The 12299-nt window shown below is 72.9% G+C and carries 9 protein-coding genes; 5 read left to right on the top strand and 4 right to left on the bottom strand.

Going from position 1 to position 12299, the window contains the following annotated elements:
- Positions 1-41: 41 nt before the first annotated feature.
- On the top strand, positions 42-1601 hold the full coding sequence (gene ahcY / locus AC0VX4_RS08540) for an adenosylhomocysteinase (protein ID WP_475464252.1): 1560 nt from the start codon (positions 42-44) through the stop codon (positions 1599-1601).
- 47 nt (positions 1602-1648) lie between these two features.
- The gene (locus AC0VX4_RS08535) at positions 1649-2869 is read left to right on the top strand and encodes a DUF1461 domain-containing protein (RefSeq protein WP_363738989.1); all 1221 of its coding nucleotides are present in this window, start codon (positions 1649-1651) and stop codon (positions 2867-2869) included.
- Between the two features lie 85 nt (positions 2870-2954).
- On the opposite strand, the gene AC0VX4_RS08530 is transcribed toward AC0VX4_RS08535, so the two are convergent.
- The 4 genes from AC0VX4_RS08530 to AC0VX4_RS08515 all read right to left on the bottom strand — a co-directional run bounded on the left by AC0VX4_RS08530 (position 2955) and on the right by AC0VX4_RS08515 (position 8597).
- On the bottom strand, positions 2955-4043 hold the full coding sequence (locus AC0VX4_RS08530) for an alkene reductase (RefSeq protein WP_475464251.1): 1089 nt from the start codon (positions 4041-4043) through the stop codon (positions 2955-2957).
- A 105-nt stretch (positions 4044-4148) separates the two neighbouring features.
- Complete coding sequence (locus tag AC0VX4_RS08525; protein WP_475464250.1) at positions 4149-5987, bottom strand: AMP-dependent synthetase/ligase; 1839 nt, start codon at positions 5985-5987, stop codon at positions 4149-4151.
- Positions 5988-6055: 68 nt separating this feature from the next.
- Positions 6056-7669 (bottom strand): dolichyl-phosphate-mannose--protein mannosyltransferase, encoded by a 1614-nt coding sequence (locus tag AC0VX4_RS08520; protein WP_475464249.1) that lies wholly within the window; start codon positions 7667-7669, stop codon positions 6056-6058.
- Between the two features lie 55 nt (positions 7670-7724).
- Positions 7725-8597 carry a hypothetical protein gene (locus tag AC0VX4_RS08515; protein WP_475464248.1) on the bottom strand — a complete coding sequence of 291 codons (873 nt, stop codon included), beginning with the start codon at positions 8595-8597 and terminating at the stop codon, positions 7725-7727.
- Positions 8598-8664: 67 nt separating this feature from the next.
- Here AC0VX4_RS08515 and rsmI point away from each other — a divergent pair, with 67 nt between their 5' ends.
- From rsmI to AC0VX4_RS08500, 3 genes are all read left to right on the top strand, one after another.
- A complete protein-coding gene (gene rsmI / locus AC0VX4_RS08510) occupies positions 8665-9549 on the top strand; it encodes a 16S rRNA (cytidine(1402)-2'-O)-methyltransferase (protein ID WP_255167954.1) in 885 nt (294 codons plus the stop codon).
- 183 nt (positions 9550-9732) lie between these two features.
- Entirely contained in the window at positions 9733-11220 is a 1488-nt protein-coding gene (locus AC0VX4_RS08505; protein ID WP_475464247.1) for an NAD-dependent succinate-semialdehyde dehydrogenase, read from the top strand.
- A 119-nt stretch (positions 11221-11339) separates the two neighbouring features.
- The gene (locus tag AC0VX4_RS08500; protein ID WP_206480379.1) at positions 11340-12293 is read left to right on the top strand and encodes a TatD family hydrolase; all 954 of its coding nucleotides are present in this window, start codon (positions 11340-11342) and stop codon (positions 12291-12293) included.
- The last annotated feature ends 6 nt before the right edge of the window (positions 12294-12299 follow it).

Here is a 12299-nt window from a genome sequence, read left to right as displayed (position 1 = left end):
GCGCGTGTCGTGCCGTCCGGGGCATCGCTAGGCTGGAGGGCATGACTGAGACCTCCGCAGAGTTCCGCACCCCCGACGTCGACCCGGCCTTCGCCAACCGCACCACCGTGCCCGGTGCCTCGTTCGACTTCACGGTCCGGGACCTGTCCCTGGCCGAGGCGGGCCGCCACCAGATCCGCCTGGCCGAGCACGAGATGCCGGGGCTGATGTCCCTGCGCGAGGAGTACGGGGAGGCCCAGCCGCTGAAGGGCGCCCGCATCGCCGGCTCCCTGCACATGACCGTGCAGACCGCCGTGCTCATCGAGACCCTCACCGCCCTCGGCGCCGAGGTCCGGTGGGCCTCCTGCAACATCTTCTCCACGCAGGACGAGGCCGCGGCCGCCGTCGTCGTGGGCTCGGGCACCCCCGAGGACCCGCAGGGCGTGCCGGTGTTCGCCTGGAAGAACGAGTCCCTCGAGGACTACTGGTGGACCGCCTCGCAGATCCTCACCTGGCCGGGCGCGGACGAGGATCCGGAGCTCGGCCCCAACATGATCCTGGACGACGGCGGCGACGCCACCCTGCTGGTGCACAAGGGCGTCGAGTTCGAGGCCGCGGGCGCCGTGCCCAGCGCCACCGAGGACGATCCCGAGGAGTACCGGATCATCCTCGAGACGCTGCGTCGCTCGCTGGCCCGCGACCCGCAGCACTGGACCCGGACCGCCGGCACCCTGCGCGGCGTCTCCGAGGAGACCACCACGGGCGTGCTGCGCCTCTACCAGCTGGCGCAGGAGGGCCGCCTGCTCTTCCCGGCGATCAACGTGAACGACGCCGTGACGAAGTCCAAGTTCGACAACAAGTACGGCATCCGCCACTCCCTGCCGGACGGCATCATGCGCGCCACGGACGTGCTGATCGGCGGCAAGGTGGCCGTGGTCTGCGGCTACGGCGACGTCGGCAAGGGCGCCGCCGAGGCCCTGCGCGGCCAGGGCGCCCGCGTGATCGTCACGGAGATCGACCCGATCTGCGCGCTGCAGGCCGCGATGGACGGCTACCAGGTGGCCCGCCTCGAGGACGTGGTGGGCGAGGGCGACATCTTCGTCACCACCACCGGCGGCAAGGACATCATCATGGCCGAGCACATGGCCGCCATGAAGGACAAGGCCATCGTGGGCAACGTCGGCCACTTCGACAACGAGATCGACATGGCCGGCCTGGCCCGCATCCCCGGCGTCGTGAAGACCGAGATCAAGCCGCAGGTCCACGAGTGGACCCTGGACGGCGGCACGGAGGCCGAGCGCAGCATCATCGTGCTCTCCGAGGGTCGCCTGCTGAACCTCGGCAACGCCACCGGCCACCCCTCGTTCGTGATGAGCGCGTCCTTCACCAACCAGGTGATGGCGCAGATCGAGCTCTTCGGCGGCTCCACGGGCACCGGCGCCCTGACCGGCGAGCACTACGAGAAGCGCGTCTACACGCTGCCCAAGGTGCTGGACGAGAAGGTCGCCCGCCTGCACCTGGACGCCCTCGGCGTCGGGCTGACCGAGCTGACCAAGGCCCAGGCCGAGTACCTCGGCGTGGACGTGGCCGGCCCCTACAAGGCCGACCACTACCGCTACTGATCCCCGGCGCCCGCGGGCGGACGGACCCACTCGAGAGAGGCACGAGCATGGCTTCCCATCAGGCCGGCCGCGGGCGCGACGAGCGCGCCGGGGCGGAGGACTTCGAATCCGGGCTGGACTACGGCGCGTTCGTCCAGGACGACGCCGCGGACGACCCGAACCGCACCCAGGCGCTGCCCGCCATGGACCGGGACGACGACGGCGGCGCCCAGCACACCTCGGCGCTCAGCCCGGAGGACCTCGCCGCGCTGCGCGGCGGGGACGCGGCGGCCGCGGACCGACGCGACGCCGACCGCCCGGCCCCGGACGCCGACCGCGACATCGTCGCCTCCCGGGCCGTGCCCGAGAGCGACCGGCGGCCGCTGCCCGGCGCCGACGAGCTCGGCCCGCTGAGCGCCGCCGTCGGGGCCCGCGCGGCGGGGTCGAGCGCAGCCGCCCCGGTCGACCGCTACCCCGAGGACGGCACCGCCGCCCCCGTGGCGCAGGCGGCGGCCCTGCAGGGCCCCACGCCGGAGGAGCGCGCGCGCCTGCCCAAGGCGGGCCCGCGCCTGGCGCAGGTGCTGCTGGCGATCCTCGCCCCGCTCGCCCTGCTGCTGGCCGCCGTCCGCCTCGTGGCGAGCCCGGTGTTCCTGTGGCTGGAGTACCACCGGCCCGGGTTCCCCGCGGACCGGTTCGGCTTCACCCTCGCCGACCGCATGCACTACGGCTCCGCCGGGCTGGACTACGTGACCAACCTGGCCGGGCCGCGGTACCTCAGCAGCCTCACGCACCAGGGCGCGCCCCTGTTCACCGAGGTCGAGGTCGACCACATGACGGACGTGAAGACCGTGCTGTGGATCGCCACCGCGGCGCTCGTGGTGCTCGTGGTGGTGTGCGCCCTGCTCATCGCGTCCCTGCTGCGCACCAGCCCCGGCGGGGTGCGCCGCGCCCTGTTCGCCGGCGCCGTGTGGCTGCCGCTCGCGGTGATCGCGCTCGCGGTCCTGGCGGTGCTGGGCTGGGAGACGTTCTTCGCCGGGTTCCACTCGCTGTTCTTCGCGGACGGCACGTGGACGTTCTCCGTGCAGGACGCGCTGATCCGCCTGTACCCGAGCCAGTTCTGGATCGACGCCGCCGCCGCGGTGGGCCTCATCAGCCTGCTGACCGCCCTGCTCACGCTCGTCTTCACCTGGCCAACGCGCCGCCGTCGCGAGCGCACCGCGGACCAGCGCAGTGCCTTCGAGTCCACGCGCCTGCGCTGGGCCCGCGAGGAGGACGCGCAGCTGCGGTGACGGGCCGCTGAGGCCCCCGCACGAACGCGCCCCGCCCCCCAGTGATGGGAGGCGGGGCGCGGTGCGTCCGGCGGGTGTGCGGGTCTCAGGAGGACGGGGACCCGTCCACGAACGGGTAGTCCGTGTAGCCGTGCGCCCCGCCCGTGTAGAACGTCGTCGGGTCCGGCTCGTTGAGGGGCAGCCCCTCGCGCCAGCGGCGCGCCAGGTCCGGGTTGGCGATCAGCTCGCGGCCCACGGCCACCGCGTCGGCCAGGCCGTCCTCCACGATCCGGCGGGCCTCCTCCAGGCCCGTGACCGCGCCGAAGCCGCTGTTGAGCACCAGGGGCCCGGAGAAGGACTCGCGCAGGTGCGCCGCGAGGTCACCGGCCACGTCCTGGTGGATGACGGACAGGTAGGCCAGGTCCAGGTCGGCGAGGCCGGCCAGGAGAGCGTCGTAGGTGGCCAGGACGTCCGCGCGGTCCTCCTCGATGGTGCCCTGCACGTTGTGCTCGGGGGAGATGCGCAGGGCGGTGCGCTCGGCGCCGATGGCCTGGGCGACGGCGCGCACCACCTCCACGGTGAGGCGCGCCCGGTTCTCGGGGGAGCCGCCGTAGGCGTCCTCGCGGGTGTTGCTGGAGGGCGCCAGGAACTCCTGGAGCAGGTACCCGTTGGCGCCGTGGACCTCCACGCCGTCGAGCCCGGCCTCGACGGCCCGGCGGGCGGCGTCGGCGAATTCGGCCACCACGCGGGGCAGCTCCTCCGTGTCCAGGGCGCTGGGCACCGGCCCCTCCATCTTGCCGCTGAACCCGCGCACCGGCACCCCGGGGGCGATGGCGCTGGGGGCCTCCGGCTCCGCGCCGCGCAGCAGGTCCGGATGGCACATGCGCCCGCCGTGCATGACCTGGACGAACACGTGTCCGCCGGCCTCGTGGACGGCCTGCGCCACGGCACGCCACCCGTCGGTCTGGGCGTCGTCGGCGAGGCCGGTCTGGCCGGGGAACGCCCGGCTGCGGAAGGAGGGGAAGGCGCCCTCGGTGACGAGCAGTCCGGCAGTGGCGCGCTGGGCGTAGTGCTCGGCGTGCAGCTCGGTGGGGACGCCGTCCTCGCCCGCCCTCTGGCGGGTCAGGGGGGCCATGACGATGCGGTTGTCCAGGCGCAGGGCGCCGACGTCCAGGGGGTCGAACAGGGAGGGCACGGTGGTTCCGATCGCTCGGGGAGATGGTCCTCCGCGCCAACCGGCCGCCGCCGGAGGTTATTCCGGAGGCAGGGCATTCCGGCGGCGGGGGTGCGGCGCCCTCCCTCAGCGGCGGTAGAGGGCCTCGACGTCCTCGGCGTGGTCCTCGATCACCTGGGCCCGCTTGAGCTTCTGGGACTGGGTGACGTGCCCGGAGTCCTCGGTGAACGGGTGGTCCAGGATGCGGAAGCGGCGGATGGACTCGGCGCGGGAGACGCCCGCGTTGACCTGGTCCACCGCCTCCTGGATCGAGGCCAGCACGGTGGGGTCCGTCGTGGCCTCGGCCGGAGTGAGGCTGAGCTCGCGGTCCAGGGCCCACTGGGTGAAGGCCTCGGAGTCCAGGGTGATGAGGGCGCCCACGAACGGGCGGTTCTCCCCGACCACCACCACGTGCTCGATGAGCCGGTGCTGGCGCAGCGCCTCCTCCATGGGCGTGGGGTAGACGTTCTTGCCGCCGGCGGTGATGATCACGTCCTTCTTGCGGCCGGTGATCCGCAGGAAGCCGTGCTCGTCCAGCGCGCCGATGTCCCCGGTGCGGAAGAAGTCGTCCTCCATCGCCTCCGCCGACGCCTTCGGCATGCCGTGGTAGCCGTCGAACACCACGGGGCCGCGGATGAGGATCTCGCCGTCCTCGGCGATCTTCACCGTCACCCCGGCCACGGGCAGGCCCACGGTGCCCACGCGGTGCGCGCCGGGGATGTTCACGGTGGCCGGCGCGGTGGTCTCCGTGAGGCCGTAGCCCTCCACGATCGGGATGCCGGCGCCGCGGAAGAAGTGCACCAGCTCCGGGGAGAGGGCGGACGCGCCGGACACGCACGAGATCACCTCGCCGCCGAGGGCCTCTCGGATCTTGCGGTAGACCAGCCGGTCGAACAGCGCACGCCGGGCGCGCAGCAGGACCGAGGGGCCGGGGCCGTCCTCGAACTCGGCCTCGTCCACGGCCGTGGACCATTCGATGGCGGTGCGCTTGGCGGCCGCGTAGATCGGCCCGGTGCCGCCCTTCTGGGCCTTGGCCTCGATGCTGGCCTCGACCTTCTCGAACACACGCGGCACGGCCAGCAGCCACGTGGGGTGGAAGGAGGCGAGGTCGCCGAGCAGCGTGGCCGGGGAACCGGAGTGGGCCACCTGGATGCGGGCGTACAGGCAGATGACCTGGACGGCGTGGGCGAGCACGTGGGCCAGCGGGAGGAAGAGCAGGGTGCGCGACGTCGTCGTTTCCGGGGACCACTGGACCACCTCGCGCGCGAAGTGCAGCACGTTGATGGCCGCGCCCACGAAGTTGCCGTGCGTGATCACGGCGCCCTTCGGGCGGCCGGTGGTGCCGGAGGTGTAGACGATCGAGGCGGGGCTGGCGAGGGTCGCCAGGGAGCGGGCGTGCTCGACGGCGTCGTCCGACACGAACGCGCCGGCCTCGGCCAGCTCCGCCAGTCCGGCGTCCGTCAGCGGGAACGTCGCCACGTCCACGCCCGCGTGCCCGGCGGCCTCGGCAACACGCTCGCCGAGCTCCTCGCTGCCGACGGCGATCACCCGCAGCCCCGAGTCCGTGACGATGTGCTCCACCTGGTGGGCGGAGGAGGTCTCGTAGATCGGCACGGACACGGCGCCGGCGAACCACACGGCCTGGTCGAGGACGGCCCACGCGTAGGAGGTGGGGGAGAACAGGCCCACCCGGTCCCCGGGCTGGACGCCGCGGGCGATCAGGCCGGCTGCCACGGCGCGCACCTGGGTGAGGAACGCGGTGAAGTGGACGTCCACCCAGCCGCCCGCGCCGTTGCGCACGGCGTACACGGGGGCGTCCGGCCGGTCGGCACAGGAGGCGACGATCAGGTCCGTGATGGTGGAGTCCGCCGGCGGCATGCCGACGAGCTCGGTGGCGGACTCATGGACGGGGCTCTGGTTCTGCACGGTCCGAGCGTATCCACTTCCGGGCGTGCGGCGCGCGGTCGGGCACGCCCGCGCCCGCGACGCGGCCGTCAGATCCAGCTGCTGAACCACATCCGCCAGCGCCACTGGTCGTACGGGATGACGTCGCCGATCCACACGGGCAGGAAGAACAGGGACACGGCGACGGCGATCGTCACGTACGCCAGCACCAGAGCCGAGCCCCAGCGGGGCCCGGGCCGGCGGCCCGGCCGCAGCAGCAGCGAGAGCGCCAGGGCGATCATCATCACGAGGAAGGGCTCGTAGGCGATCGTGTAGAAGAAGAACATGGTCCGCTCGGGCCACAGGAACCACACCAGCTGCCCGGCCGCGTAGGCGCCGAGCAGGGCGCCGGCCCGCCAGTCCCGGTGGCGCACCAGCAGCCACACGCACACGAGGACGGCGGCCAGGCCCGTCCACCACACGAACGGGTTGGCGATGTCCGTGATGGCCGCCGAGCACGCGCCCGCGGCGTCCGGCGGGCAGATCCCCTCGCCGGGCTCTGCGCCCTCGTAGTAGTAGCTCACGGGCCGGCCCATGAACGGCCAGGTCCACGGGTTGGCGGCGTAGTCGTGGGGGCTGGTGAGGCCCTGGTGGAAGGTCGTGGACTCCACGTGGTAGTGCCACAGGGAGCGCAGCGGGCCGGGGACCAGCCCGGCGAGCAGGCCCTCCGGCGGGTTGTCCCGGTGCCAGTCCCGGTAGTAGCCGCCCTCCGTGACGAACCAGCCGGTCCACGAGGCCAGGTAGGCGACCAGGCCGCCGCCCACCACGGCCACGAACGCGTACAGGCCGTCCTTCTCGATGCCGGCCCACGCCCAGCGCCGCACTCCGGCGGTCCGGCGCGCGGACATGTCCCACAGGACCGTGAGCAGGCCGAAGGCCGCCATGAACGCCAGCCCGGAGAGCTTCACGGCGCAGCCGGCGCCCAGCAGCACGCCCGCGAGCAGTCGCCACGGGCGCCAGCCGAGCCACGGCCCGCTGGCCAGGGCGTCGCGTCCCCGCCGGGCGACGTCGTGGGCGAGCCGCTCCGCGAGCAGCCGCCGCCCGTGGACGCGGTCCGCCAGGAGCGCGGCGAAGGCTGCGAGCACGAAGAACGAGAGGAAGATGTCCAGCAGCCCGATGCGGGACATCACCAGGTGGTGGCCCTCCACGGCCAGCAGCAGACCGGCGACCGCGCCCAGGGACACCGAGCGCAGCAGGTGCTGCGTGGCGAGGGCGACCAGCAGGACGGAGAGCGTGCCGGCCACCGCGGCGCTGAACCGCCAGCCCACCCCGTTGTCCGGGCCGAACGCGAGCATGCCCAGGCCGATCAGCCACTTGCCCAGCGGCGGGTGCACCACGTAGGCGGCCCCCTCGAGCGGCTCCGCCTCCCCGCGCGCGAACGCGTCGTTGACGTCCTCGTCCCACCGCCGCTCGTAGCCGGACTCCAGGAGGGAGTAGGCGTCCTTGGGGTAGTAAGTCTCGTCGAAGATCAGCTGGTCCGGGTGGGCCAGGTTCGTGAACCGCATAACGCCGGCGATCACCGTGACCAGCAGCGGCAGGATCCAGTGCCACCGCGTCAGGGGTGCCGCACTCACCCCGAGGCGGGCGCGCAGGGCGGCGACGCCGAAGGGGCCGTCGTCGACCGCGACGGCGGCGGGGCGGGGGGCGAGGGCGGTGGCGGGCACGGGCTCCATGCTAGGGGGCGGGGTGGAGGTGGCCCCCTCGACGTGCGGTCTGCTCTCAGACGTGGCCGAGCGGCCACCGGCGGCGCACGGCGGGCGGGAGGAACCCTGCGACGCGCCGGATCCGGTCCTTGTGGGGGCGGAGCCGGAACTTGACCGCTGCCAGCGTGTCCACCGAGCGTTCCCGCCAGGCACGGCGGGCGCCCCTCAGGGGGCTGCGCACTCTGACGTGATACTTGTCCAGGAGCGGCTCAGGGACGATCTCCTGTCCGATGTCGAAGCGGTCGGCGAAGCGGGCGATGCCGAGTTCCTTGTCCGGATGACCCGTGAAGTGCATGACGAACGCGTCCGTCAGGGAGTCCTCGTAGTAGTGCCCGCGCGAGTTCAGCTCTCGGTGGCCGACGATCCGGACGCGCTCGGCATGCCCGCCCGTCTGGATGGCCCACCACATCTGATCCTGGTCGCCGTGGGTGAAGAGACCGTCGCGATCGTCGTCCCACCAGGCCCGGACCGTGGCCAGGTCCGCTGTCGAGGTGGACTCCACGATCGCGCGCGCCGTCTCGTCGTTCCGGAGCAGCATGACCCCGGTGTTGATGCGTGACCAGAACCCGTTCGGCTCTGTGGGCCCTTCGGCGATGACCAGGCTGATGTCGTCACGTTCGGCCTCGGAGATCAGGCGTCGGAGGGTGTCCGCCTCGAAGTCGGTGAAGAAGGCATCGTCGTCCATCCACACGAGCCAGTCATAACGGGGGAGCAGCCGGCGGAGGATGGCGACCTTGTAGTCGAACTTGGTGACGATATGCGGGTCGATGCCCGTCTCAAGCCGGTAGTCCAGCCCGTGCTCTCGAGCGTAGATCGCGTGGTTGACGTAGGAGCGCAGACGAATCTCGTCGCCACCGGACGTGATGCAGATGCGGGGCTCGACGGGCATGGTCCTGACCTTCCGGAGAGGCGTGGGCCCGGGCGGGCTCGGGGCGGTGCCTCTACGATCTTGACATATGACCCCGAGACCGACTGATCTGCCGTCCCCGTCCGGTCGCATCGTCCTGGCCGCCACCCCCATCGGCAACCTCGGGGACGCGTCCGCGCGCCTGCGTGAGCTGCTGGCGGAGGCGGACGTGATCGCCGCCGAGGACACCAGGACCGCGCGGCGCCTGTGCGCCGGACTGGGCGTCACCCCGACGGGCAGGGTGGTGGCCCATCACGAGCACAACGAGGCGGCCTCCACCCAGGGGCTGCTGGACCAGGTGCGGGGCGGTGCCACGGTGGCGGTGGTCTCGGACGCGGGCATGCCCACGGTCTCGGACCCGGGGTACCGGCTCGTGGCGGCCGCGGTGTCCGCAGGGCTGCCCGTGACCTGCGCGCCCGGCCCCTCCGCCGTGACCACCGCGCTCGCCCTCTCCGGCCTGCCGACGGACCGGTTCGCCTTCGACGGCTTCGTCCCCCGCAAGGACGGGGAACGACGGCGATGGCTCACCTCCCTGCTGACCGAGGCGCGCACCGTGGTCGCCTTCGAGTCGCCGCAGCGTCTGGCGGACGCGCTGGCCGTCGTCGTGGAGGTCCTCGGACCGGAGCGGCCGGTGTGCGTGGCCCGCGAGCTCACCAAGCTGCACGAGGAGGTGGTGCGCGGCACGGCGGCCGAAGTGCATGCCTGGGCTGCGGAGCGGCACGCGGGGGAGGGAATCCGCGGGGAGATCGTGCTGGTGATCGGGCCGGCCGCCCCCGGCGCCGAGGGCGAGGCGTCCGAGGCGGACGCCGTCGCCGAGGTGGCGGTGCTCGTGGAGTCCGGCACCCGGCTCAAGGAGGCCGTGGCCGCGGTGGCCGGAGCCCACGGGATGCGGAGCCGGGAGCTCTACCAGGCGGTGCTCGCGGCCCGGGGCTGACACGTCCCCGGCTACACAGATGCTCACGCGCGGAGGCACGGCCCCGGGGCCTGGCTAGGATCAGCCGTGGAGCCGCTGCCGACCGCCGCCGGACGGCGTCGGAATACCCGCGGCCGTCCACCCGTTCCCCTGAGGGACGCGGGGCGTGCCGCCTCCGACCACCGACCCCGAAAGAGGTGCATCATGACCGTGACCGCTGAGCGCGAGAACGCGCTGCTGGAGTCCGTCCCCACCGGCCTGCTGATCGACGGCGAGTGGCGCGATGCCTCCTCCGGCAAGACCTTCGACGTGAAGGACCCGGCCACCGGCAAGGTCATCGCGAGCCTGCAGGATGCGAACTCCGACGACGCCATGGCCGCCTTCGACGCCGCCTGCGCCGCGCAGGCCGACTGGGCCCGCACCCCCGCCAAGGAGCGCGCCGACATCCTGCGCCGCGCCTACGACCTGATCAACGAGCGCGCCGAGGACTTCGCGCTGTTGATGACCCTCGAGATGGGCAAGCCGCTCGCCGAGGCCCGCGGCGAGGTCACGTACGGCAACGGCTTCCTGCGCTGGTTCTCCGAGGAGGCCGGACGCCACTACGGCCGCACCCTGACCGTGCCCGAGGGCACCCTGCGCATGCAGGTGCACCATCGCCCGGTGGGCCCGTGCCTGCTGATCACCCCGTGGAACTTCCCGCTGGCCATGGCCACCCGCAAGGTGGGCCCCGCCGTCGCCGCCGGCTGCACCATGGTCCTCAAGGCCGCCAAGCTGACCCCGCTGACCACCCAGCTGTTCGCGCAGGTGATGCAGGAGGCCGGCCTGCCCAAGGGCGTGCTCAACGTCGTCGCGGGCTCCTCCGCCTCGTCGATCTCCAGCCCGATCCTGCAGGACCGGCGGCTGCGCAAGGTGTCCTTCACCGGTTCCACGCCGGTCGGTGTGCGCCTCATGAAGGACGCGGCGGACAACGTGCTGCGCACCTCCATGGAGCTCGGCGGCAACGCCCCACTCATCGTCTTCGAGGACGCGGACCTGGACGCCGCCGTCGAGGGCGCCTTCGCCGCGAAGATGCGCAACATGGGCGAGGCCTGCACCGCCGCCAACCGCTTCCTCGTGCACGAGGACGTGGCCGAGGAGTTCACGCAGAAGTTCGTGGCCAAGCTCGAGGCGCTCAAGCCCCTGCGCGGCACCGACCCGGAGTCCACCCTCGGCCCGATCGTGGACGAGGGCGCGCGCGACGACATCGACCAGCTCGTCCAGGACGCCGTGGCGGCCGGCGGTGAGGTGCTCACCGGTGGCCACAAGATCGAGGGCGACGGCTACTTCTACGCGCCGACCGCGATCAAGGTGGAGAAGGGCAGCCCGATCCTCCAGCAGGAGATCTTCGGCCCGGTGGCCCCGATCGTGACCTTCTCCTCCGAGGAGGAGGCCATCGAGATGGCCAACGACACCGAGTACGGCCTCGCCTCCTACGTGTTCACGCAGGATCAGGCCCGGATGTACCGCGTGGCCGAGAGCATCGAGTTCGGCCTCATGGGCTACAACGTGGGCGTCATCTCCAACCCGGCCGCGCCGTTCGGCGGCGTGAAGCAGTCGGGCCTGGGCCGCGAGGGCGGCGCCGAGGGCATCGAGGAGTACACCTCGGTGCAGTACATCGGCATCGCCGACCCGTGGGCGGCCGCGAAGGCCTGACCCTCGCGTCGAGCCGTTCCCTCCGGGGGCGGTGTCGGGCGGTGTTCCTCTCGGATGCCGCCCGCCACCGCCCCCGAGGCGTGTCGGGGGCCCGGGTTCGGCTCCCTAGAGTGGGGTGCATGGCCCACGCATCCGAGACCCCCCTCGCCTACCGCGCCCCCGCCCAGCAGCCGGACGATGACGGCGGCCCGCGCCGGGACGCCCGCGAGGAGAAGTCGGGCCGCAAGCGTCGTCTCGAGTACCCGCCCGCACCCGAGCCGCTGCCGGTGCCCGTCGTGGACAACCACACGCACCTCGACTTCCGCGACGGCCTGGTCCGCGTGGACGTCCACCAGGCGATGGACGCGGCGGAGGCCGTGGGCGTGGTCGGCGCGGTCCAGGTGGGCTGCGACGTCGCCTCGGCCCGGTTCACGATCGCGGCGATCGAGGCCGAGCCCCGCCTGCTCGGCGCCGTGGCGCTGCACCCCAACGACGCGGCCCGCCTGGCCGAGCGCGGCGAGTTCGAGGAGGCGTTCGCGCAGATCGCGGAGCTCGCCCGCCACCCCCGCGTGCGCGCCGTCGGCGAGACGGGCCTCGACTACTTCCGGACGCAGGACGAGGCCGGCCACGCGGCGCAGCAGGAGTCCTTCCGCCGGCACATCCGACTCGCCCGCGAACTCGGCACGGCCCTGCAGATCCACGACCGGGACGCGCACGACGACGTCGTCCGGATCCTGCTCGAGGAGGCGGCCGACGGCGGGCTGCCCCCGCACGTGGTGTTCCACTGCTTCTCCGGCGGCCCCGATCTGGCCCGCACGTGCGCCGAGCACGGCTGGCACATGTCCTTCGCCGGCCCCGTCACCTTCAAGGCCAACGACGAGCTGCGCGAGGCGTTGCGGATCGCCCCGGCCGAGCTGCTGCTCGTGGAGACGGACGCGCCCTTCCTCACGCCGCATCCGCATCGGGGCCGCCCCAACGCGCCGTACCTGGTCCCGGTGACCCTGCGGGGCATGGCGGAGACGCGCGGAGACGACGTGGCGGCCCTCGCTCGCGCGGTGAGCGAGAACACCGCCCGGGTGTACGGGGCGTTCTGAGCCGAT

The sequence above is a fragment of the Micrococcus sp. 63XJN7_8_ISO-PGPR-S23-253 genome (genome assembly GCF_056173425.1).
The sequence above is the reverse complement of the archived record's forward strand: the minus strand, read 5'-3'. Positions and strand labels throughout refer to the sequence as shown.